The sequence below is a fragment of the Streptomyces sp. NPDC079141 genome, assembly GCF_040686775.1.
Taxonomy (GTDB): domain Bacteria; phylum Actinomycetota; class Actinomycetes; order Streptomycetales; family Streptomycetaceae; genus Streptomyces.
In genome coordinates, this window is the sequence record NZ_JBFBLP010000002.1 from 406,120 (window position 1) to 427,145 (window position 21,026).

20 protein-coding genes and 2 pseudogenes are annotated in these 21,026 nt (G+C 71.9%); 7 read left to right on the plus strand and 15 right to left on the minus strand.

Going from position 1 to position 21,026, the window contains the following annotated elements:
- Nucleotides 1-4: 4 nt before the first annotated feature.
- Together AB0Q90_RS06900 and AB0Q90_RS06905 are read left to right on the plus strand one after the other, a co-directional pair.
- Nucleotides 5-1,621 (plus strand): fused response regulator/phosphatase, encoded by a 1,617-nt coding sequence (locus AB0Q90_RS06900; protein WP_363157956.1) that lies wholly within the window; start codon nt 5-7, stop codon nt 1,619-1,621.
- A 57-nt stretch (nt 1,622-1,678) separates the two neighbouring features.
- Nucleotides 1,679-2,032 carry an isomerase gene (locus AB0Q90_RS06905; RefSeq protein ID WP_363157957.1) on the plus strand — a complete coding sequence of 118 codons (354 nt, stop codon included), beginning with the start codon at nt 1,679-1,681 and terminating at the stop codon, nt 2,030-2,032.
- On the opposite strand, the gene AB0Q90_RS06910 is transcribed toward AB0Q90_RS06905, so the two are convergent.
- The 5 genes from AB0Q90_RS06910 to AB0Q90_RS06930 are packed head-to-tail and all read right to left on the minus strand — an operon-like array spanning nt 2,029 to nt 7,266.
- Nucleotides 2,029-2,718: a TetR/AcrR family transcriptional regulator gene (locus AB0Q90_RS06910; protein WP_363157958.1), complete on the minus strand. Its 690-nt coding sequence runs from the start codon at nt 2,716-2,718 to the stop codon at nt 2,029-2,031. The genes AB0Q90_RS06905 and AB0Q90_RS06910 overlap by 4 nt on opposite strands.
- A 57-nt stretch (nt 2,719-2,775) precedes the next feature.
- Nucleotides 2,776-3,819: a PDR/VanB family oxidoreductase gene (locus tag AB0Q90_RS06915; RefSeq protein ID WP_363157959.1), complete on the minus strand. Its 1,044-nt coding sequence runs from the start codon at nt 3,817-3,819 to the stop codon at nt 2,776-2,778.
- Nucleotides 3,819-4,733 (minus strand): metal-dependent hydrolase, encoded by a 915-nt coding sequence (locus tag AB0Q90_RS06920; protein ID WP_363157960.1) that lies wholly within the window; start codon nt 4,731-4,733, stop codon nt 3,819-3,821. The genes AB0Q90_RS06915 and AB0Q90_RS06920 overlap by 1 nt, the downstream gene beginning before the upstream one ends.
- 60 nt (nt 4,734-4,793) lie before the next feature.
- Complete coding sequence (locus tag AB0Q90_RS06925) at nt 4,794-6,716, minus strand: hypothetical protein (protein ID WP_363157961.1); 1,923 nt, start codon at nt 6,714-6,716, stop codon at nt 4,794-4,796.
- Between the two features lie 49 nt (nt 6,717-6,765).
- Complete coding sequence (locus AB0Q90_RS06930; RefSeq protein ID WP_363157962.1) at nt 6,766-7,266, minus strand: tetratricopeptide repeat protein; 501 nt, start codon at nt 7,264-7,266, stop codon at nt 6,766-6,768.
- Between the two features lie 99 nt (nt 7,267-7,365).
- Between AB0Q90_RS06930 and AB0Q90_RS06935 the strand changes: the two genes are divergently transcribed.
- Nucleotides 7,366-7,779 (plus strand): hypothetical protein, encoded by a 414-nt coding sequence (locus tag AB0Q90_RS06935; protein ID WP_363157963.1) that lies wholly within the window; start codon nt 7,366-7,368, stop codon nt 7,777-7,779.
- A 59-nt stretch (nt 7,780-7,838) separates the two neighbouring features.
- On the opposite strand, the gene AB0Q90_RS06940 is transcribed toward AB0Q90_RS06935, so the two are convergent.
- From AB0Q90_RS06940 to AB0Q90_RS06965, 6 genes are all read right to left on the minus strand, one after another.
- The gene (locus tag AB0Q90_RS06940) at nt 7,839-9,377 is read right to left on the minus strand and encodes a DUF1996 domain-containing protein (protein WP_363157964.1); all 1,539 of its coding nucleotides are present in this window, start codon (nt 9,375-9,377) and stop codon (nt 7,839-7,841) included.
- Between the two features lie 137 nt (nt 9,378-9,514).
- Nucleotides 9,515-10,171: a response regulator transcription factor gene (locus tag AB0Q90_RS06945; RefSeq protein WP_363157965.1), complete on the minus strand. Its 657-nt coding sequence runs from the start codon at nt 10,169-10,171 to the stop codon at nt 9,515-9,517.
- Nucleotides 10,156-11,412, minus strand: coding sequence for a sensor domain-containing protein (locus tag AB0Q90_RS06950; RefSeq protein WP_363157966.1), 1,257 nt, complete (start codon nt 11,410-11,412; stop codon nt 10,156-10,158). Before AB0Q90_RS06950 ends, AB0Q90_RS06945 begins: the two co-directional genes overlap by 16 nt.
- Nucleotides 11,413-11,464: 52 nt before the next feature.
- Nucleotides 11,465-12,484 carry an NAD-dependent epimerase/dehydratase family protein gene (locus tag AB0Q90_RS06955; RefSeq protein ID WP_363157967.1) on the minus strand — a complete coding sequence of 340 codons (1,020 nt, stop codon included), beginning with the start codon at nt 12,482-12,484 and terminating at the stop codon, nt 11,465-11,467.
- A 134-nt stretch (nt 12,485-12,618) separates the two neighbouring features.
- The gene (gene glnII / locus AB0Q90_RS06960) at nt 12,619-13,647 is read right to left on the minus strand and encodes a glutamine synthetase (RefSeq protein ID WP_363157968.1); all 1,029 of its coding nucleotides are present in this window, start codon (nt 13,645-13,647) and stop codon (nt 12,619-12,621) included.
- Nucleotides 13,648-13,871: 224 nt separating this feature from the next.
- Nucleotides 13,872-14,327, minus strand: a complete 456-nt coding sequence (locus tag AB0Q90_RS06965; RefSeq protein WP_363157969.1) for a MarR family transcriptional regulator — start codon at nt 14,325-14,327, stop codon at nt 13,872-13,874.
- A 66-nt stretch (nt 14,328-14,393) separates the two neighbouring features.
- On the opposite strand from AB0Q90_RS06965, the gene AB0Q90_RS06970 reads away from it, so the two are divergent.
- A complete protein-coding gene (locus AB0Q90_RS06970) occupies nt 14,394-15,233 on the plus strand; it encodes an alpha/beta fold hydrolase (protein ID WP_363157970.1) in 840 nt (279 codons plus the stop codon).
- A 2-nt stretch (nt 15,234-15,235) separates the two neighbouring features.
- On the opposite strand, the gene AB0Q90_RS06975 is transcribed toward AB0Q90_RS06970, so the two are convergent.
- Together AB0Q90_RS06975 and AB0Q90_RS06980 are read right to left on the minus strand one after the other, a co-directional pair.
- A complete protein-coding gene (locus tag AB0Q90_RS06975) occupies nt 15,236-15,907 on the minus strand; it encodes a hypothetical protein (protein WP_363157971.1) in 672 nt (223 codons plus the stop codon).
- Nucleotides 15,908-16,020: 113 nt separating this feature from the next.
- Nucleotides 16,021-16,380, minus strand: coding sequence for an arsenate reductase family protein (locus AB0Q90_RS06980; protein ID WP_363157972.1), 360 nt, complete (start codon nt 16,378-16,380; stop codon nt 16,021-16,023).
- Between the two features lie 239 nt (nt 16,381-16,619).
- Between AB0Q90_RS06980 and AB0Q90_RS06985 the strand changes: the two genes are divergently transcribed.
- The gene (locus tag AB0Q90_RS06985; protein WP_363157973.1) at nt 16,620-16,934 is read left to right on the plus strand and encodes a hypothetical protein; all 315 of its coding nucleotides are present in this window, start codon (nt 16,620-16,622) and stop codon (nt 16,932-16,934) included.
- 100 nt (nt 16,935-17,034) lie between these two features.
- On the opposite strand, the gene AB0Q90_RS06990 is transcribed toward AB0Q90_RS06985, so the two are convergent.
- Nucleotides 17,035-18,222: a winged helix DNA-binding domain-containing protein gene (locus AB0Q90_RS06990; protein ID WP_363157974.1), complete on the minus strand. Its 1,188-nt coding sequence runs from the start codon at nt 18,220-18,222 to the stop codon at nt 17,035-17,037.
- An 87-nt stretch (nt 18,223-18,309) separates the two neighbouring features.
- A pseudogene (locus tag AB0Q90_RS06995) lies at nt 18,310-18,795 on the minus strand (alpha/beta hydrolase); the annotation flags it as partial.
- 27 nt (nt 18,796-18,822) lie between these two features.
- On the opposite strand from AB0Q90_RS06995, the pseudogene AB0Q90_RS07000 reads away from it, so the two are divergent.
- Both AB0Q90_RS07000 and AB0Q90_RS07005 read left to right on the plus strand, forming a co-directional pair.
- Nucleotides 18,823-19,155 (plus strand): annotated as a pseudogene (locus AB0Q90_RS07000) (SARP family transcriptional regulator); the annotation flags it as partial.
- A 527-nt stretch (nt 19,156-19,682) separates the two neighbouring features.
- Nucleotides 19,683-21,023: a DUF2252 domain-containing protein gene (locus AB0Q90_RS07005; protein WP_363157975.1), complete on the plus strand. Its 1,341-nt coding sequence runs from the start codon at nt 19,683-19,685 to the stop codon at nt 21,021-21,023.
- Nucleotides 21,024-21,026 lie beyond the last annotated feature (3 nt).

Sequence of the window (21,026 nt, forward strand, 5' to 3'; positions counted from 1 at the left end):
GAGAATGGACGGCTACGACCAGGACACGGATGCGACGACGGTGATGGTCGTCGACGACGTGGCGGCCAACCGTTACGCCATGGGCGCCGTGCTGCGCCGCGCCGGACACCGGGTCGTCCCGGTCGGCAGCGGGGGCGAGGCCCTCGTCGAACTCGACGCACGGCTGCACCGGGGCGTCCTGCCCGATGTGGCGCTCGTGGACGTCGGGCTGCCGGACATGAGCGGCTACGAACTGTGCCGCAGGGTCAGGGCCCGGCCCTCCACCGCGGCGCTGCCCGTCGTCCACTTCTCCGCCGCCGCGCTCGGCCCGGCGGACCGCTGCCAGGGTCTCGACGCGGGCGGGGACGCCTATCTGACGGTGCCCGCCGAACCCCGTGAGATCCAGGCCGTCGTGCGGGCGGCGGTACGTGCGGCCCGCCGGCACTCCGACGCCGAGACCCTCGCCCACCGGCTGAGCCTGCTCTCCGAGGCGATCGTCGCGGTGCAGGCCGCCCGCTGTCCGCAGGAGCTGGCCGACGCGGCCGTCGAGGGCACGGCCCGGCTCACCGGCGGCGCCGCCGCCGTCTTCGTCGTCGGCCCGGACGGCGACCTGAGCGTGGGCACCTCCAGGAGCCGGCTCGCGCTGCCGGACACCAGCGCGCACGAGGCGGTGGCCCGGCTGATCACCCGGATCGCGCAGGGCCGGACCGGCGTGCACAGCACGGTCGTGCCCGCGCCGCTGTGGCCCGCCGGGTTCTTCCGGCCCGGCCTGCCGGATGACGCCCGGCTGGTGCTGGCGTTCACCCAGGAGGGCCGGACGCCGGTGTGCATCGCCACACCCGTGCGCGGCACCCCCCTGCTCGACCCGGCGGCGGGCGAACCCGTCGCCCGGCTCGCCCAGGCCACCGCCCTCGCCGCCGAACCGCTGCTGATGTACCAGGTGGAGCGGCACATCGCGCTCACCCTCCAGCACAGCTTCCTGCCCCAGCCGCAGAAGCTGCCCCGGCTGCCCGGCCTCCACCTGGTCACCCGCTATGTGCCCGCCTCCCGGCAGACCGAGATCGGCGGCGACTTCTACGCGGCCCTGCACACCGACCGCGGTGCGCTCACCGCGGTCGGGGACGTCGTCGGGCACTCGCTGGACGCGGCCACCGTGATGGTCGAGATCCGGCACGCGCTGCGCGCCTACTGCGTGCAGGACAGCGACCCCGAAGTGCTGGCCGAGCGGCTCGACCGGGTGCTCCAGCACTACCACCCCGACGTCACCGCGACCGTCTGCCTGGCCCTCGTCGACCCGGACACCGGGCACACCCGGATCGCCAACGCCGGCCACATACCGCCGCTGATCGTGCGCGAAGGGGGCGACGCCGAGTATGTGAAGGTGAGCGGCCCGCTGCTCGGCCTCGGTCTGGAACGGCCGGCGCCCACCGAGGTGCTCCTGGCGCCCACCGACCGCCTGCTCATGGTCACCGACGGGCTCATCGAGACCCGCGGTATCGACCTCGCCGTCTCCATGGAGCAACTGCGTGCGGCCGCCGCCGACGCCCCGCCGAGCCTGGAGGCCCTGTGCGACACCCTCCTCGGCTGCTTCGGGCACGACCGGGAGGACGACATCGCGATGCTGGCCCTGAGACGGGGATGAGCCAGGTCGGCCCTGAGGCTAGGGTGACCCCTGTCCTCGTCCCGAACAGGAGTGCCCATGCCGCAGATCACCGTCGAACGCTCCCCGTACCTCGACCACGTCGACTGGGAGGAGTTCGCCCTTGCCCTGCACCCGGTGGTCGTCGAGACGGCGGCGGCGAAGCCGGACGCGTGCAAGACACGGGTCCTGCGCACCGAGGACGAGGCCGTGGGCGCCGAGAAGGAGGGCCATGCGATCGTCAACGTCAGCATCGCCCTGCTCGCCGGACGCAGCGACGAGACCAAGGCACGGCTCACCGAGGCCGTGGTGGACCTGCTGCGCAAGCACGTCGGACCGCAGGACGGCCTGACCCTGCACCTGTCCGCCGAGATCCGCGACCTCGACGCCTCCTACACCAAGGCCGTGATCTAGGACGCCAGCGAGATCAGCCTGGTCGCCAGGTCGCTGAACGGGCCGTCGATCGGCTCGTCCTTGAGTACGCGCCGCAGCAGCGCCGCCATCTCCTCGTCGTAGGCGGCGCTCACGGCGGCCAGCGCGGCGAAGTCGTGCACCAGCTGGAGCTCCAGCTCCTCGCGCGGGATGCGCCGGCCGTCCAGCCAGATCAGCGCCGTCGACTCGGCGAGCGAGATCCAGGAGCGGATGACCAGTTCCAGGCGGGCGGGCGGGTCCTCGACCCCCAGCTGCGCCAGCATCTGCTCGTAGGCGGCCTGCCGTACGGAGTCGATGAGTGCGTTCGTGGTGGAGGAGCCGACCGCCGGACCGCCGCGCATCAGCGCCGAGAAACCGGGGCCGTGGTCGTCGACGAAGTCGAAGAAGCGGCGCATCACCCGCAGCAGCCGCGCGCCCCGCGGCCCTTCGTGCGGCTCCACGAACCGGGACGCCAGATCGTCCGAGGCGCGCTTCAACGCGGCCTCGTACAGGCTGAGTTTGCCGGGGAAGTAGTGATAGACCAGCGGGCGGGAGATGCCGGCGGCCGACGCTATCTCGTCGATGGAGACCTCGTCGGGCGAGCGGCGGCTGAAGAGTTCGAGAGCGACGCCGATCAACTGCTGTCGTCGCTCCTCGACGCCCATTCTGCGGCGTACCCCGGTAGTCATGCGAACACCTTACCGATCGGATCCGGCCCCCGAACGGGCCGGACCGACCAAGGGTGTTCACATGTCCAACACCAGACGCCCACTGCGGGCCCGCGACACACAGATCAGCATCGAGTCGTCACGCTCCGCGTCCGTCAACAGCTCGTCCCGATGGTCCACCTCGCCCTCCAGCACCCGCTGTTGGCAGGTCCCGCAGAACCCCTGCTCACAGGAGTACAGCGTGTCGGGCAGCTCTTTGCGTACGGCGGCCAGCACGCTGGAGTCGGCCGGTACCGTCAACACCCTTCCGCTGCGCCGGAGTTCGACCTCGAAGGCGCCGCCCGGGGCCGTGGCGCGTGGCGTGAACCGCTCCAGATGGACCTGCGGCGCCCGTTCCTCCACCGCCGCCATGAGCCCTTCCGGCCCGCAGCAGTAGACGGCGGCGTCCTCGGGGAGGTCCGCGAACAGCGCGTCCAGATCGGGCAGTCCGTCCTCGTCCTGGGCGACCACCGTCACCCGGCCCTGCCCGGCGTCGAGCTTCTCGACCTCCTCAAGGAACGGCATCGAGGCCCGCGTCCGCCCGCCGTACAGCAGCCGCCAGTCGGTGCCCTCCGGCAGCGCCCGCAGCATCGACAGGACCGGCGTGATGCCGATGCCGCCGGCGACGAAGGCGTACGCGGGAGCCTGGACGAGCGGGAAGCGGTTCCGGGGCCCGCGCACCTCCAGCTCCATGCCCTCCCGCACCTGCTCGTGCACCTCGCGCGAGCCGCCCCGCCCGTCCTCCACCAGCCGTGTGGCGACGGTGTACGACGAGGTGTCCTCCGGGTCGCCGCACAGCGAGTACTGCCGCACAAGACCCGACGGCAGCACCAGGTCCAGATGCGCCCCGGGTTCCCAGCGCGGCAGCCCGTGCCCCTCAAGCCGCAGCCGTACGACCCCGTCGGCGACCTGCTCGTGCGCGGTCACCAGCAGCCGCAGCGCCCGCGACCGGGGCCGCCCGGAGATCGGCTCGTCCAGCGTGGGCAGCGGCCACAGCGGCGCGGCCTGGATCCGGCGCCGCATGGTCCGCCGCACGAGCAGCGCGGCCCCGGCGACGACCATGACCGTCCTCAACCTGGCCATCACTTGGCCCCCTTCTCCGCGGCGAGGGCGGTGATTGCGGCAGGGGAGGAGGCCAGATAGGCGACCGCCTGCTCGGTGGAGCCCTCCTGGGAGGGGTGGTACTCACGGCTCAGATAGCGCGGGATGGAACGGACCATGTCCCCGGTCGTCGGCAGCACACCGCGCCGGCCCCGCACATGGAACGCCCGGAAGCTTGCCTTGCCGTCGAGCAGTGTCGGGTCGTTCGCCATGAAGAAGCGGATCCCGCGCTGCCACAGGAACACCAGCGCCGTGAACGCGCTCGCCCAGGTCCGCACCCGCCGCCGGTAGCTGCCGTCGACATGCATGAACAGGTCGAAGGCCACGGACCGGTGCTCGACCTCCTCGGCGCCGTGCCAGCGCAGCAGGTCCAGCATGGTCGGGTCGGCGCCACGCCGGTCCAGCTCCTCGGCGTTGAGCACCCAGTCGCCCAGGAACGCCGTGTAGTGCTCGATCGCCGCGATGAGCGCGACCCGCTCCATCAACCACCACCGGCGCGCCCGGCCCGGAGGCAGCGTCTTGTCCCCGAGCAGCTTCTCGAAGAACCAGTCCACCTGCGCGGTGTACGGCGTCGGATCGAGCCCGAGCTCCTTCAGGTGCGGCAGCACCTCGTCATGGGCCTGGGAGTGCATGGCCTCCTGCCCGATGAACCCGATGACGTCCTCGCGCAGCCGCTCGTCCCGGATGTACGGCAGGACCTGCTTGTAGACATGCACGAACCAGCGTTCACCGGCGGGCAGCAGCAGATGCAGCACGTTGATGGTGTGCGTGGTGAACGGATCACCAGGCACCCAGTGCAACGGGGTGTCCTCCCACGAGAAGGACACCTTGCGCGCCTTGAGCGGTATTCGCTCGTCCTCGACGGGTTGGGGCACCCGGGCCTGCTTGTTAGACATGGCGTCAATGTACTGACGGGTAAGTCCGGCGTGAACCCCCGTGCACGGACTTGTTGACGCCTAGCGCAGCCCGCTGAGCGACCGCCCGTTCTCCAGGGTTCCCTTCAGCTCGGCCTGCGCGCCCTGCTTCGTCCGCGCCGCCAGCAGGGCGCCCTCGGCCGAGGCCTTCACCCCGCCCGTCGTCCGGATCGACGCCGTGTCCTTGCTGCCCGCCGCCAGCAGGTACCAGGACCCCGTCTCCGACTTCCACAGCACTCCGGCCAGCACATGCGGGTCGCGCGGACCGCACGCCGGGACGTTCTCGGCCTTCGCCGCCACCGCCCCGTACGTCCCGCCCGGGGTGTGGAACTGGGCCAGCACCCGGGTCCCGCCGCCGCGCCAGGTCTCGGCGCGCGTGCACACCCACGCGGCCGAGCTGCTCGCGTCCGGCAGTGGCTGCCGCGCGAACTCCCAGGCGTTCACCGACCGCACCCCCTGCCCGCGCACGGCCGAGAGCGAGCAGGCGTACGGCGCCCAGGAGCGCAGTTCCTGCGCGCCGGACGCGTCCCGGACCGACTCCGGCCGGCCGGTGGTCAGCCGGGCCGGGACCAGCTCGCCGAGGTCCGACAGCAGCCGCGTCCCCGTACCGTCGGTCACCTGCAGGACGTTCCACGAGGTGCAGCTCGACTGCTGGGCGGCCGGACTGGCCAGCGGCGAGGTCACCCCGTCGGTCACGGTCAGGGGCATCGCACCGGACCCCGGCTTCAGCAGGTCCCGCTCGGCGGCCTTCTTCACCCACGGTGCCATCAGATAGCGGACGTTGCCGTCGGACCGGCCCAGCACCACCGCGGTCGCCTCGGGCCCGGTCGCGCCGTCGACCCGCGCGAAGTCCAGCGCCGCACCGGCCGTGCCGTCCTTCGGCTCGGCATAGCGGGCGATGCGCAGACCGTCGTAGAGGATCACCACGCGCGCGTTGTCGACGACGCCCGCGTACAGGAGTTGCGGCGGGCCGGACGGGCCGCCGGAGGGGGTGCCGGGGGTGGCCGAGACGCGGACCGTCTCGCCGGGGCGGGCCCAGACGGCGAGCACACGGCGCAACAGGGCGCGGTCGCCGGTGAGTTCACCGCGCGCGGGCCAGACGGAGAAGTCGGTGCGCGAGGCGGCCTGCCAGGCGGCCGGGGCGACCTTCGTCAGCAGGCTCGGATCGAGCGCGGCCTGCGCCGCCGGGTTCTGCGCGTACGACGGCGCCGCCGCCCCGTCCGGCCCCCACCCCTCCCCGGGCAGCCCGAGCAGCGCCCCGCACACCACCAGCGCCGCCCCCGCGACGAGCGCGGCCTTGGTGTGCTGACGGCGCCGCATCAGATCGGTGGGCCGCGCCTGGAGCGAACAGGGGTCGAACTCGGGGGAGTCGAGCAGCGCGTACTGCGCGGCGACGGTGTCCGCCTCCTGGAACGCCGCGTCCACGTCGGCCACCCCGGCCGCCGTCAGGACCTGGCGTACGTCACCGTCGGGCAGCTTCTCCAGGCCGCGCAGCACATATGCCGCGCGCGCCGGACCGGTGAGCGCCGACAGCCGCTGGTCCAGGGCGAGTTCGTCGGCGCCGCCCGAACGCGGGAAGAGCCTCAGCCCCCACACCTGGGGCAGCAGCGGCGGCAACTGCGACCGCTTGGGCCACGCCTTCCGCTTCAGCGGCAGCCCCGCCTCCAGCGCCGTACGCACCACCCGCAGGCGGACGAAGGCGTACCCCGGGTCGCCCTCCCGCCCGGTCGACTGCGCCGGGATCACCGGTGTGGACGTCCGCCCCCGGGGCAGCGCCCGCTGAGTGAGGGCATGGGCAGTCAGCACGCGCCGATTGCGCCCGAGCCCCGGCGGCAGCACCAGATAGGCGAGCCGGACGAGCCGGGGGTAGTGCTCGACGAGCGCGGCCTCGGCCTGTTCGACGTCCACGACGGGGTCGGCGGCGGAGGCGGGTGTGGGGCGCGGGGCGACATCCTGTGACTGCACGTCCAGCCAAACGAGCCAACCGTTGGTTGGTCACCCCCACCCGGGTGACTCAGCCCTCGGGCTCGACCAGCAGCCGGGCGTAGTTCGCCATCGACCGCTGATAGCGCGGCAGATGGGGCGCGAGCGCGCCGAGGACCAGGGAGAGGCCCTCGCGGTCCCGGCCGAGGCTGGACAGACACAGCGCGAGACAGGCCCGTACCGCGTCGTCCAACTCGTCGGAGGGGGCGTCGAGTTCAGGGGTCAGCAGCTTGATGCCCTCCTCGGGCTGCCCGGTGTTCCGCAGCGAGCTGGACAGCTGGATCTTCGCGCGCCGGCCCTTGTAGCCGTCGAGACCGCGGGCCAGCGCCTCCCGGTACAGCGGCACGGCCCGGTCCGAATGGCCCGTCGAGTCCCAGGCGCAGGCCTGCTCGAAGGGGCCCAGCGGGCTGTCGTCCGGCAGTTCCGCCACGAGCGCGTCGATCACGGCGCGGAAGTCGGCGCCCTCCTCCTCGGCGTAGCTGTCGAAGGTCGCCCAGGCGGCGGTCACGCGGTCTTCCCAGTCTTGGTCCACGGGCTCACCTTCGCACGCGCGTGCACGGGGGCGCCGGTATTTTGAATGCCCCGCGCGCGGGAGCCGTATCCACCGGGAGGCCCCTGGCAGGAGGAACAGATGAAGCTCACCCGACCGATGCTCGCCGTGGCCGCGGCGCTGCTGCTCGCGGGGTGCGGATCCGGCGGTGACGAGAGCGCCGTACCGGACACCGCCACCGGCAGCCTGGAGCAGCTGGCCGCCGAGGCGAAGTGCACGCCGGACATCCAGATCGACGCCGACGACATCCGCCAGGCCATCTGCAAGGACAGCGACGGCAAGTTCATCCTCGCCACCTTCGCCACCGACCGCGGCCAGCGCGAGTGGATCAACGGCGCCAAGGACTACGGCGGTCACTACCTCGTCGGCCGCAAGTGGGTTGCCGTGGGGGACGAGACCAGCACGCTGACGGCGCTGCGGGAGACGCTCGGCGGGGACATCGAGGAGGGCACGGACCACTCGGGCCGGCACTCGGGTCAGCATTCGGGGCACTGAGCCTTTGGGCATGCGAAAGCCGGCGGTGAGATTCACTCACCGCCGGCTTTCTCACGGGCTCACTGGCAACGCTGGTTGGTGTTGATGCAGTTGACCATCTTGTTCATCAGCCTCGTGGAGAAGAAGTTGATGAAGTCGTTGTGGTCGGTGATCGGCTTGTGCAGCTGCTCCGGGAAGGTGTCCACCGCGTACGGGTTCACGACCTGGCCGTTCTCGACGGTCGGGGCGGGAACCTCGTAGACCAGCCGGACCTGGAGCTGCGGGATCGCCTTGAAGTTGTTGGCGCAGGTGCCGTCGGCCTGGACGAACGCCACGTGGGTGCGGTGGTTGGCGCTGTCGATGTTCTGGCCGTCCCAGCAGCTCTGGAAGTTGGTCGTGCGGACCACGTCACTGCCCTCGGGGCAGATCGGGTACTTGTCCTTCAGCTGCACCTGGTTCTCGAAGCCGGTGCAGCTCCAGTTCACGTTGGCATTGGCGTTGCCGTTGACGAACGCCTTGGCGTCACCGGTGATGATGCGCAGAGCCGTCGGCATCGCGACGACCGGACCCCGCTTGTTGCCGACGAACTTCAGCTGGGCCACCTTGGGTTCGAGGATCTTGCCCACGTTGCCCTCGGTGCCGCCGCCGGCGTCGTTCTGGTCGAAGTCCTGCGTGCCGTCCTGCAGACGCAGCACCGGCCAGAAGTACGACGACCGGTCGCCCTGGTTCTGGCAGGTGGTGTCGGCGCTCGCCAGGTCCTGGTCGCTCGCGAAGGCGTCGTTGTTCTGGTTGCCGACGTAGTCGTGCAGGTGGTGGGCGCCGTTGCTGACGCCCGGGGCCACGATCACGTTGTCCGTGTTGTGGTTGTCGTTCGAGTTGGTGCCGCACCTCGTGGTGAAGGTGCCCCTCGAACCGGACCTGCCGTTCGCCGGGAGACCGTTGGCGCCGACGCCCTTCTGGGCGTTCGCCTGCACCTGGGTGATGTCGACGAAGTCGTCCGCGGTCGGGCCGTTTCCGCCCTGGCCGTTGCCCTGGTCCTGGCCGTCACCCTGGTCCTGACCGTCGCCGTCCTGGTTCTGGTCCTGATCCTGGTTCTGGTCCTGGCCGTCGCCGTCCTGATCGGCCTCGCCGTCGTTGGTCTGCGGCTGTTCGGCCGGGACCCCGGTGCAGGAGGCACTCTGCTTCAGCGCGTCGGCGAAGGTGCCGCCGGCCCGCTGGATGTTGATCCGGATCCGGTCGATCGTCGCGGTCCGCTTGTCCTTCAGCGGGCCGAGGATCGCGTTCTGGACGAATCCCGAGTCACCGGACTGCGCCTGGCGCGTGGACGCGAGCCGGGCGTAGGCCTCGGTGATCTGCTTGTCGAGGTTCGCCAGCTCCGTGTCGACACCGGAACGGGCGCCGTCCGGTACCTCGGTGAGCTGCTGGCCGACGTCCGGGCACTGGATCGTCGCGATCTGGCCCGCCGTCGCCTTCGTCCGGTTCTGATCCGTGCCTGACTCGTGCGCGGATGCGTAGAAGTTCGCCCAGATCAGCCCGCCCCCACCGAGCGCTAGGGCCGCCGATGCGGCTATGGCCTTGGTGGCCAGCGGCGTACGGCGTTTTCGTGTGTTGCGTCCCATGGAACTCCTCTGACTTCCTTGCGGGGCAGCGAGGCGCCCGACAGGAGTGAAGCGGCTCCGTTCCATACGGACGGAGTCCCACAGGTGTTCAGCAGTCCCAGAAATTTCACGGCAACTGCCGTGCGGGGCTTGCCATTTCAGCGCCCTTCGTCCAGATAGGCCAGAACCGCCAGGACGCGCCGATTGTCGTCGTCCGAGACCTCCAGATCCAGTTTGGCGAAGATGTTGGAGGTGTGCTTGGCGATGGCCCGTTCCGTGACGACGAGCTGGCCGGCGATGGCCGCGTTGGACCGGCCCTGCGCCATCAGCTCCAGCACCTCCCGCTCCCGCGGGGTCAGCCGGTCCAGCGGCTGCCGGTCCTGCGCCGCCCGCCGGGTCAGCAGCTGCTGGATCACCTGCGGGTCCATCGCCGTGCCGCCGGCCGCCACCCGCCGTACGGCGTCCACGAACTGCTCGGCGTCGAACACCCGGTCCTTGAGCAGATAGCCCACCCCGCCGTCGCCGTCGGCGAGCAGCTCGCGCGCGTACAGCTGCTCCACGTGCTGCGAGAGCACCAGGACCGGGAGGCCGGGTCTGTCCCGGCGGGCCCGCAGCGCGCACTGCAAACCCTCGTCGGTGTGCGTCGGCGGGAGCCGGACGTCGACCACGGCGACGTCCGGCGCCAGTTCGGCCAGCGCCCGCTCCAGTTCCGGGCCGCTCTCGACCGCCGCGGCGATCTCGAAGTCGTAGGCCTGAAGGAGCCGGACGAGGCCGTCGCGCAGCAGGAACAGGTCTTCGGCTAGGACAACGCGCAAGGGAGCTCCATGGTGACCATGGTGGGACCGCCCGCGGGGCTGCTGACGGCCAGGACGCCGTCGAATGTACCCAGTCGGCGCTCGACCCCGGCGAGCCCCGAGCCGGCTCCGATCGCCGCGCCGCCCTTGCCGTTGTCGGTGACCGTCGCACGCAGCATGCCGTCACGGTGGTGCAGGTCGACCCAGATCCGGTCGGCGCCCGAGTGCTTGACCGCGTTGGTGAGGACCTCGCTCACGGCGAAGTACGCGGCCGACTCCACCGGTGCGTCCGCTCGGCCCGGCAGTTCCACGTTCACCTCGGTGGCCAGCGGCAGCCGCAGCGCCAACGCCCTGACGGCGTCCCCCAGTCCGCGCTCGGCGAGGACCGGCGGATGAATGCCGCGCACCAGGTCGCGCAGCTCGGCGAGCGCGTCGACGGAGGACCTGCGGGCCTGCGCGAGCAGCTGCCTGGCCTGCTCGGGGTCCTTGTCGAGGAGCATCTCGATGGTGTTGAGGTCCATGCCCATCGCGACCAGCCGGGCCTGGGCGCCGTCGTGCAGGTCCCGCTCGATGCGGCGCAGTTCGGCGGCGGAGGTGTCGACGGCATCGCGCCGGGTCTCGGTCAACACCCGTACGCGCTCGGCGAGTTCGGTCTGGCTGGGCGCGAGGAGGGCCCGGGTGAGCGTGAAGTGGGCGTGCAGCAGCCGGGTGCTGTAGAGGTGCGCGAGCAGCAGGAACCCGGCGGCCAGGACTGCGGCGCCGAGCGCCGAGGCCTGCCCGGTGATCGGCACGAACCCGTACCAGTACCCGTCGGGGAACGCCCGCCACAGCCCCAGCGCCAGCGCGAACCCCTCCAGCGGATACAGCACGAGCACCCCGGGCAGCAGCGCGGTGAAGAACCCCGCCGTCATGTCCACCGGCAGCCACCGCAGATCCCGCCAGGTCGCCGGGTCGCGCAGCATCCCGAAGGTGCGCGTCCAGGGATTGGCGCCCTGCGGGATCGGCCGGTACGCCGACGGGATCCGCACCCCGGCCCACTGGGCGGCGAGCATCCGCCGCCAGTCCGCGAACGCCCGCACCCCCGTGAGGACATACGGCGTCGTCACGATCCCGACCCCGATCGGGATCAGCGCGATCGACACCAGGGTGAGCGTGAAGCAGAGCACCGCCCCCGGCAGCAGCATCACCGCAAGTCCCAGTCCGCGCGCCCCCGCGAGCACCATGCCCCGCGCCCTGCTGCCGCTCTTCGTCTCTGTCGTCATGCGGCAAGTCTGGACGAGCCGGGGGAGCGGGTCACGGGGCCCCGCACCCGGGTCAGGGGGTGGTGCCAGGTACACCCCCGGCCGACGCCAGGACCTTCGCCTCCACCTCCGGGTCCAGTCCCTTCGCCGTCCGGTCGTCGCGCTGAGGCGCCGAACCGCCAAGGCCCTGGAGCCAGTTCCAGGTGTCGGCGACGGTCTCCTCGACCGGACGGCAACGCAGGCCCGTCGCCACGGCCCGGGAGACGTCGCAGTTGTGCAGGGCGTCGTGCATGTCGCTGCCCGGCGGCACCCAGACCGGCAGCTGCACCCAGGGCTCGATCCCGGCGTCGAGGATCACCTCCGGGTCGGTCCAACGAAGTTCGGCCCGGCCGCCCGTGACCGCGGCGCAGGCGTCGAGCAGGGTGCCCATGGTGGCGTGGCCGGAGGCTCCGGTGACGTTGTACGGGCCGCTGTGCCCCTGTTCGGCGGCGCCGAGGATCCACTCGGCGAGGTCGCGGCCGTCGACGAACTGGAGGGGCAGGTCCCGGGGCCCGGGCGCCAGCACCGCGCCGCCGCGCGCCATCCGGTTCAGCCACCACGGCAGCCGGCCCACGTTCTCGTACGGCCCGAGGATCAGGCCCGCCCGCACCAGCGCCGAGCGGTCGGCGCCGAAGGCGTCGAGGACGGCCAGTTCGCCGCCGCGCTTGTCCTGCGCGTACGCGGTCTGCTCGGCGTCGGGCGAGGCCCCGGTCACCACGGCGGCGTCCTCGGCGTATCCGGCGGGCGGGGCCCACTCGTACACCGAGCGGCTCGACACGTAGACGTAGTGCCCGACCCGGTCACGCAGCAGCCGCGCCGAGTCGCGCACCGCGCGAGGCGCCCCGGACCAGGTGTCGACGACGGCGTCCCACTCGCCCTCGGCCAGCGCCGCGAGCCCGTCCTCGGCCAGGCGGTCACCGTGCAACACCCGCACCCCGTCCGGTGCTTCGTGCCGCCCCCGGTGGAAGACGGTCACCTCCCACTCGCGCCCGAGGGCCGCCTCGACGACGGCCCGCCCCACGAACTCCGTACCACCCAATATCAGAAGTCTCATGGAGGTGACTCTGCCCGTATCGGCGGCGGGCGGGAACAGGGCTCTGCCATCAGCAGAGTTCAGGGCCGCGTACGACACGCAGAAGGGGCGCCCGCCGTAGTGGCGGGCGCCCCTTGCTGGAGCCGCTGGGCGGATCAGACCTGGCCGGCCTTCTCCAGGGCGGAGCAGCAGGTGTCGACGATCAGGCGGGTCACCACGTACGGGTCGACGTTGGCGTTCGGACGGCGGTCCTCGATGTAACCCTTGCCGTCCTTCTCGACCTGCCACGGGATACGGACCGAGGCGCCGCGGTTGGAGACGCCGTAGGAGTACTCGTTCCACGGGGCGGTCTCGTGCAGACCGGTCAGACGGTCGTCGATGCCGGCGCCGTAGTTCTTGACGTGGTCGAGCGGCTTGGAGCCCTCACCGAGCGACTCGCACGCGGTGATGATCGCGTCGTAGCCCTCGCGCATCGCCTTGGTGGAGAAGTTGGTGTGCGCGCCGGCGCCGTTCCAGTCGCCCTTGACCGGCTTGGGGTCGAGGGTGGCGGAGATGCCGAAGTCCTCGGCGGTGCGGTAGAGCAGCCAGCGGGCCACCCACATCTGGTCGGAGACCTCAAGCGGGGACAGCGGGCCGACCTGGAACTCCCACTGGCCGGGCATGACCTCGGCGTTGATGCCGGAGAGGCCCAGACCCGCCTTCAGGCAGTTGTCCAGGTGGGCCTCGACAACGTCACGGCCGAAGATCTCGTCCGCGCCGACGCCGCAGTAGTAGCCGCCCTGCGGGGCCGGGAAGCCGCCCTTGGGGAAGCCGAGCGGGTAACCGTCCTTGAAGAAGGTGTACTCCTGCTCGATGCCGAAGATCGGCTCCTGGGAGGCGAACTTCTCGGCGACCTCGATCAGCGCGGCACGGGTGTTCGTGGCGTGCGGGGTCATGTCGATGTTCAGGACCTCGCACAGGACCAGGATGTCGTCGCCGCCGCGGATCGGGTCCGGGCAGGAGAAGACCGGCTTGAGCACGCAGTCCGAGGCGTGGCCCTCGGCCTGGTTGGTGGAGGACCCGTCGAAGCCCCAGATCGGCAGCTCGGCACCCTTTGCGTCGTCGCCAAGGATCTTGGTCTTCGAACGCAGCTTGGCCGTCGGCTCGGTGCCGTCGATCCAGATGTACTCAGCCTTGAAGCTCACGGGCCACATCCTTCGGGGTGGGTCTCTAGGCGCACTTGCGGGTGCTGCGGCGCTGCGGCACTGGGGCGCCGCCGTTGTCGCCCGCGAGCCTGTCAACAGGCGATTTCCCGGTCATTGCTCGAATGTGAACCCCGTGTTACCTGGTGGTGCTGTGGCGCGGCTCACGCTGTGAGGGCCCGCGCGGTGCGTGACGGCTGCGGGCGCAGGACTCGTATGCGATGGGGTTAGGACGGCCCGGCGGCCGCCGCCGCGTCCCGTACCCCGGTCAGAAAGCCCCTGATCGCGGCCCGCTCCCGCTCGTCGTAGCCCTGGAACAGCTCCACCGTCCGCCCGATCAGCGGCCCGAAGAAGGACTGGCCGAGCCGGACGGCCTCCTCGCTCACCTCGATCACGACCCTGCGCCGGTCCCGCTCGCCGCGCACCCGCCGCACATGCCCGGCCCGCTCCAGCCGGTCGACCAGCGCCGTGGTCCCCGCGGAGTTCAGCCCGAGCGCCGCACCGAGCCGCCCTGCGGTCATCTCCTCACCCGCGCGCGAGGCGTCCATGAGGGCGATCAGGGCCCGTACGTCCGTCGGGTGCATGTCGTTGGCCTGCGCGAACCGGGCGCTGTGGAGCCCGAGCTCGACGGTCACCGCGCGCAGCAGATGGACGATCTCCAGTTCCGGTCCCTCGGTGTGCATGGGCTCTTCCTTCGCTACTATCTCGCCAGTCGAGTATCTTGCTGAACGAGATAATAAGGGGGGTTCATGGGCAGCCATGACAGGGACGGATTCCTGGCGGCCTACGACAAGGTCATGGCCAGATGGCCCGCCGACCGGGAGGCGGTGACCGTCCCCACGCCGTTCGGCACGACCTACGTCAACGTCTGCGGCCCGCACGACGGGCCTCCGGTGCTGCTCCTGCCGGGCGGTGGGGCGACCGCCGCGTCCTGGTACGCACAGGCGGGCGAGCTCGCGCGGACACGGCGGGTGTACGCCGTCGACCTGATCGGAGTCGCGGGACGCAGCACCGCCGACCGCCCGCCCCGCAAGGTCGCCGACCTCGGCGACTGGCTGGACGCGGTCCTCGACGGCTTCGGCGTCGACCGGGCCGACCTCGGCGGGCACTCCTACGGCGCCTGGATCGCCCTGCACTACGCCCTGCGCGCGCCCTCGCGGGTGCGCCGCCTGTTCCTCCTGGACCCGACCCAGTGCTTCGCCGGGTTCAAGGCGGCGTACCTGATGCGCGCGCTGCCGATGCTGCTGCGGCCCACGCCCGCCCGGGTGCGCGCCTTCCTGGAGTGGGAGACCGGGGGAGCGGACCCCGCATGGCTGCGCCTCCAGGAGGCGGCCGCCGGCTTCCCCTCCGCGAAGCCGGTGACCGGCCCCCGCCCGTCGGCCGAGGCGCTCCGCGCCCTGGACGTGCCGGTCCTGCTGCTCCTGGCCGGGAACAGCAGGACCCATGACACGTACGAAGTGGCGGAGAAGGCGCGCGAGCTGCTGCCGCGGGCGGAGATCGACGTGGTCCCCGACGTCTCCCACCATGCGCTGCCGCAGTCCGCTCCCCCCGAACTCGCCCACCGCCTCGGCGATTTCCTAAGCCGCTAGCCTCACCCCACCTTCTCGATCAGCGCCCGGCGGATGAGGAACTTGCCGGGCTCACGGACCTGTTCGAAGGCGGCGTTGTTCAGCAGCGCACAGCTGCCGGAGACCGAAGTGACCTCCACCGTCGTGGACTTGTTGTTGTCCAGGTTGGTGACCTTCAGCTTCGTGCCCACCGGGAACTGGTTGCTGGACGCGGCCGGGGCGCCGCCCTCGCCGGAGAGGGTGACGGTCGAACCGTTGCAGACCTGCTGGCCGGAGGCGGCGGGCTGGGAGGCCGGCGCCGACGCCGGTGGCTGCGCGGATTGCGACGCGGGTGGCTGCGCGGGCTGCGACGCGGACTGGGACGGCTGCTGTGCCTGGGAGCCCTGAGCCGACTCCCCGACGACGCACCCGGACGCTTCCTGCTGCACCTTGATCTGCTTGACGACGGCCTCGCGGTTGGCGATCCGGGCCTCGGACTGCGCGTCCGGGTTGGCCCGCTGGTCCGCGATGAACCGTTCGTTGTTGCCGAGCGCGGTGGCGAGCCCCTGGCAGACGCTCGACTCCGCGGCCGTCTTCGGCGTCGGTGCGGCGTTCGAGGTGCTCGCCATGACGAAGGCGCCGCCTCCCGCCACGGTCGCGGCGCTGACCAGCAGCGCGAGCTTCTTCTTCGTACTGAGCGTTCTCCTGCGTGACATACGCGCCTCCTGGGAGGTCGGGAGCTGTACGCCGCTATGTACGAGATACCGAACGAAGTTACTCAGCGGTTACAGGAGTCACTGAAGTGACCTGTGTCACGCGGGAGTTGGGGTCAGCGGGAGAGCGCGTCCCTTACCGCCTCCTCGGAGCGGGCCACCACCGCGGTGCCGTCGTCCGCGGTGATGATCGGGCGCTGGATCAGCTTGGGATGCTCGGCGAGCGCCTTGACCCAACGCTCGCGCGACGCCTCGTCCCGCGCCCACTCCTTCAGGCCGAGCTCCTTGGCCACGGCCTCCTGAGTGCGGGTGATGTCCCAGGGCTCCAGGCCGAGGCGGTCGAGTACGGCGCGGATCTCGTCCTCGCTCGGTACGTCCTCCAGGTAGCGGCGGACGGTGTAGTCGGCGCCCTCGGCGTCGAGCAGCTGAACGGCGCTGCGGCACTTCGAGCAGGCCGGATTGATCCAGATCTCCATGCCGCACACGGTAATCCGTCCTGGCGGTCCGCCCCGGCTCTGTTCGATTTCCTGCCGCCCCACGCACCTCACCGGCCAGCAGCCGTGACAGGGCCACAATTCCCGCCTCCACCTGGGCTTTTGAGGCTTTGTGGAGGACTGCTGATTGTCAGTGGTGGGCAGTAAACTGTTAGCAGTGTTCGAGGGTGTCGCCGGAGCGTCCGGACGGACGGCGCCCTGACCGCGACAGGAGGATGCCCGTGCCCGCTGCCGCACTGAAGCAGAAGCCGTTGCCGACCCAGTCCACCGCGAAGCGCCCCGTTCTGCTCGACCTGCCGTACGCGCCCGTGGAGAAGCGCCCGCTGCCGCCGGGCCGCCCGCGCGACTGGTACATCACCCACAACCGCCGCCTCAAGGCTCTGCGCCTCGCCATCGCCCTGCTCGACTCGGGCGTGTACGTCCCGAACCAGGCCCGCAACGAGACGATACGAACCACCGCGGAACTCATCGGGGTACACCCCCCGTCGGACACGACCTGCCACATGGTCCGGGCGCTCATGCGTTATTCGAGGTGAACGGCGTCGCCGGGTGCCCCCTCTGCTGGGGGGCACTCGGCGTTGCTCATTCCGGCGCCGGGGATCTGCGGCCGGTTGGGCCGGGGCGCCGGCCCGGACCTCACCCCGCCCCCAACTCCCGCTCCAGCGGTGTCCGGAACCGTGGCGTCACCCGGGCCGCGCCCACCCACTTCCGCAACCGCTCCGCCTCACTCGCCATCGCGGCCAGCGCCTCCCGCCCCACCCCGGAGGAGTCCAGCACGCGCCACACGATCTCCCCGTCCCCCCGCTGTGCCCAGCCCCCCACCACGCGCCCGTCCCACCACACCGTCGGCCCCACGTTCCCGCTGCGGTCGAACAGTGCCGCCCGCAGCTCCGGCGCCAGATACCAGTCCCGCTGCTGCCACCCCATCGCCGTGGGATCCAGCGCCGGCAACAGGGCGGCCCAAGGCTCCGCGGGCGCCGCCACCGCGTCCACGTCGCCGTCCACGACGTATCCCGTGCCCTCGTCCAGGTCCACCGCCCGCGCCCCGATCGAGGCCAGCGCCCTGCGCACGTCGGTCACCCGCCACCCCGTCCACCACTTCAGATCGGCCTCGGTCGCCGGCCCGCACACCGCGAGCCACCGCCGCAACAGCTCGGCCTGTGCACCGGCCCCGTCCAGCTCGGGATGCTCAGGAGCGAGCGCCCACCGGAACTGCGTTGACGTCCACGACCCCAACGGCCGTCCCCGCACCACCTTTCCCTCGACCCCCAGCACCCTCAGCAGCCGCGAGGAAACGGTGTGGACCCCCTCGTAGCTCTTCCCGGCCGCGTACACGAACTGCTCCCGCAACCGCGGTTCGTCCCCCGCGAGTTCGGCCGCCGTGGCCTGCCCGCGCCGTCCGAGCGCGGCCAGCGTCGAGGCCTCCACCTCGCGCAGCCACTCCGCGTCCGGCGCCCCCGCCTTCGCCATGTCCTTGACCAGCGAGGCCCGCTCCCGGGCCGCGACCGCGAGCCCCGTGGAGGCGTGCACGACCGCGGTCAGGGCGGTGGGAAAGACGAACACGGTGTGCCGCATGCCGTGCATCCGCACCAGGGAACGGTCCTCGTACAGCGCCCGTTCCGTCTCCGCGACCGTCTTGCCCGCCTCCGCGAGCCGCGCACCCACCGCCAGATACACGGTCGCCGGATCCGAGCCGTGCAGCGCGACCAGGGAGCCGGCGACCTCCTCGGGCGCCGCCGCCCGCGCCGCCCCGGTCAGCCGATGCCGCTCCGCGAGCCGCGCCCGCCGCTCCGCCACGCCGATGTACCGCTGCCCGCCACTCATCGCTTCCTCCACCCGTCCTCCACCCGTCGTCGCGCTCCGAGGACATCCTGCTGGAGACCACTGACAACGCGACCGCGGTCCACCACCTCAGCGGGCGAGCAGCCGGCGGATCTCCGCGGTGACCTGTCCGGGCGCCTCCTCCGCCATGAAGTGGCCGCAGTCCACGGTGGCGTGCCGCAGGTCGGGCGCCCAGGCGCGCCACAGGCCGGCCGCGTCGAAGCCGAGGACGCTGCCCCAGTCCTGCTGGAGGACGGTGACCGGCATCCGCAGCCGGGTGCCGGCGTCCCGGTCGGCCTGGTCGTGGGTCACGTCGACGGTCGCGGAGGCGCGGCAGTCGGCCACGATGGACGGCACCGCGTCGCGGCAGGCCTCCAGGTACGCGGCCCGGACGGGGGCGGGGATCGCCTCGGGATCCCGCGCCCACACGTCGAGGAAGTGGCCGAAGAACTCGTCCGCGGCGGCACTGATCATCCGCTCGGGCAGACCCGGGGGCTGGGCCATCAGATAGAGGTGGAAACCGACACCGGCGGCGGTGCCCCGCATCACCTGCCACATGTCCAGGGTGGGCAGGATGGCCTGGTCTGGACGCCGGCGGCCGAGGCCTACGACCGTACGGTTGCGGTGGGGGCCCGGTCCCGGCTGGAGTCGACGGTCGGGTTGCTCCGAAGCCTTGCCGTGACCGGGGGCGGCGGACTGCGGGCGGCGCGCGAGCACCGGCTCGCGACGATCGCCGCCGCGCAGGAGTTCGGTGATCCGGAGCTGACCGCGCGGGTGATCGGCGCCTACGACGTGCCGGCGATCTGGACCCGCAGCGACGACCCACGGCAGGCGCTGCAGATCGTGACCGCCGCCGAGGAGACCCTGGCCGCCCTGCCGGAGGCGGCCTCCTTCGACGCGGCGCGGTGCCGGCTGCTTGTCACGGTCGCCCTGGACCTGGGCGACCGCGCCGCACTGCGGCAGGCGCACGCCCGCCTCCGGCCGGCCACGGGCCAACTCGCGGGCGCGGGCAGCGGTCTGCTGACACTCGGACCCGTGGACGACTGGCTCGCACGCGCCGAGGCGCTGATGTGAGCCGTCTCGGGACGCTGCCGCCGGGTGCGCACACGGGAGGAGTACGAGCCGTCTCGGGGCGCGGCCGGCGGGTGCGCACGCGGCAGCAGAGCGAGCCGCTGCCAAGGGCTGCCCGCCCCCGTCCTGGCCCCACCGCCACCCTCCTCAGCCCCTCCGCAACCCTCCTCAGCCCCGCCGCCAACCTCCTCAGCCCCGCCGCAACCCTCCTCAGCCCCACCGCCACCGTCCTCAGCCCCACCGCCACCCCTCCTCGCCCCCGCCATCACCCATTCGCCACCCCAGGCATGCGCCCACACCCCCCGCGTCCTTCACTGCCATCAGACGGCGCGGATGCGAGGAGGCGTGATGGAGCGGCACGGCATACTCCGGGCACCGGTACGGATCGGCGCATGAGCACGCCGGAGGAGCGTGCCCGGCGCGGGAGGGACGCTCGTAAGCGCGTGTCCCGTTCCGCGCACGCCGGGCGGCTGCGCTCCGTCGACCGCCCCGACCCCGTCGCCGTACTGGAACGGCAGGGCCGTGACCGGCTGCCGGAGCTGCTGCCGATCCGTTACGGCAGGATGGCCGCCTCGCCGTTCGCCTTCCTGCGCGGTGCCGCGGCCGTGATGGCCGCCGATCTCGCGGCGCAGCCGCACACCGGGCTCACCGTGCAGCTGTGCGGCGACGCACATCTGCTCAACTTCGGTCTGTACGCCTCGCCCGAACGCGCCCTGCTGTTCGACCTGAACGACTTCGACGAGACCTTCCCCGGCCCCTTCGAGTGGGACGTCAAACGGCTCGCGGCCTCCATCGCCGTGGCCGGCCGGGAGAACGGGCACAGCGAGGCCAAGACGCGCGGCGCGGTGACCGAGGCGGTGGCCGCGTACCGCGAGAACATGCGGCGGCTGGCCGGCCTGGGCGAACTCGACGTCTGGTACGAGCGCATCGACACCGAGCGCCTGCTGCCCATCGCCCGCTCCGCCCGGCTCCGCCGGCGCGCCGAGGCCAGCCTCACCCGCGCCCGCCGCCGCACCAGCCTCCAGGCCGTCGGCAAACTGACGGAACTCGTCGACGGCCGTCGACGCATCATCCAGGACCCGCCGCTCCTGGAACCCGCCGGCGCCTCCGACACCGCCTCCCTGCGCAAGATCTTCAGCGACTACCGCTCGACCCTCTCCGAGGAGCGCCGACTGCTCCTGGACCGCTACCGCTTCGTCGACGCCGCCCGCAAGGTCGTCGGCGTCGGCAGCGTCGGCACCCGCTGCTTCATCGTGCTCCTCGCCGGACGCGACGACGACGACCTCCTCTTCCTCCAGATCAAGGAGGCCCGCAAGTCCGTCCTGGAGGAGCACCTGCCGAACGGGCCGTACGTCCACCCCGGCCACCGGGTCGTCGCCGGACAACGGCTGTTGCAGGCGGCCAGCGACATCTTCCTGGGCTGGATGACCGGACCGCAGGGCCGCGCCTTCTACTGGCGGCAGCTGCGCGACATGAAGGGCTCCGCGGATGTCGCCGGCATGAGCCCCACCGACCTCCTCGCCTACGCCCGGCTCTGCGGCACGACCCTGGCCCGCGCGCACGCCCGCTCCGGCGACCGCATCGCCATCGCCGGCTACCTCGGCGGCGCCGACACCTTCGACCGCGCCGTCACCGACTTCGCCTCCGGCTACGCCGACCAGACCGCCGCCGACCACGCGGCCCTGAGCGCCGCGATCGCGGCGGGTGTCGTCAGGGCGGCACCGGAGACATGACAG

Bases quoted from the DNA above. Each gene is read 5' to 3' on its own strand.
- AB0Q90_RS06900 (WP_363157956.1), top strand. From the start codon at position 5: ATGGACGGCTACGACCAGGACACGGATGCGACGACGGTGATGGTCGTC.
- AB0Q90_RS06955 (WP_363157967.1), bottom strand. From the start codon at position 12,484: ATGAGACTTCTGATATTGGGTGGTACGGAGTTCGTGGGGCGGGCCGTC.
- AB0Q90_RS06950 (WP_363157966.1), bottom strand. From the start codon at position 11,412: ATGACGACAGAGACGAAGAGCGGCAGCAGGGCGCGGGGCATGGTGCTC.
- AB0Q90_RS06970 (WP_363157970.1), top strand. From the start codon at position 14,394: ATGGGCAGCCATGACAGGGACGGATTCCTGGCGGCCTACGACAAGGTC.
- AB0Q90_RS06915 (WP_363157959.1), bottom strand. From the start codon at position 3,819: ATGGCCAGGTTGAGGACGGTCATGGTCGTCGCCGGGGCCGCGCTGCTC.
- AB0Q90_RS06935 (WP_363157963.1), top strand. From the start codon at position 7,366: ATGAAGCTCACCCGACCGATGCTCGCCGTGGCCGCGGCGCTGCTGCTC.
- AB0Q90_RS06905 (WP_363157957.1), top strand. From the start codon at position 1,679: ATGCCGCAGATCACCGTCGAACGCTCCCCGTACCTCGACCACGTCGAC.
- AB0Q90_RS06940 (WP_363157964.1), bottom strand. From the start codon at position 9,377: ATGGGACGCAACACACGAAAACGCCGTACGCCGCTGGCCACCAAGGCC.
- AB0Q90_RS06980 (WP_363157972.1), bottom strand. From the start codon at position 16,380: ATGGAGATCTGGATCAATCCGGCCTGCTCGAAGTGCCGCAGCGCCGTT.
- AB0Q90_RS06965 (WP_363157969.1), bottom strand. From the start codon at position 14,327: ATGCACACCGAGGGACCGGAACTGGAGATCGTCCATCTGCTGCGCGCG.
- AB0Q90_RS06920 (WP_363157960.1), bottom strand. From the start codon at position 4,733: ATGTCTAACAAGCAGGCCCGGGTGCCCCAACCCGTCGAGGACGAGCGA.
- AB0Q90_RS07005 (WP_363157975.1), top strand. From the start codon at position 19,683: ATGAGCACGCCGGAGGAGCGTGCCCGGCGCGGGAGGGACGCTCGTAAG.
- AB0Q90_RS06975 (WP_363157971.1), bottom strand. From the start codon at position 15,907: ATGTCACGCAGGAGAACGCTCAGTACGAAGAAGAAGCTCGCGCTGCTG.
- AB0Q90_RS06910 (WP_363157958.1), bottom strand. From the start codon at position 2,718: ATGACTACCGGGGTACGCCGCAGAATGGGCGTCGAGGAGCGACGACAG.
- AB0Q90_RS06990 (WP_363157974.1), bottom strand. From the start codon at position 18,222: ATGAGTGGCGGGCAGCGGTACATCGGCGTGGCGGAGCGGCGGGCGCGG.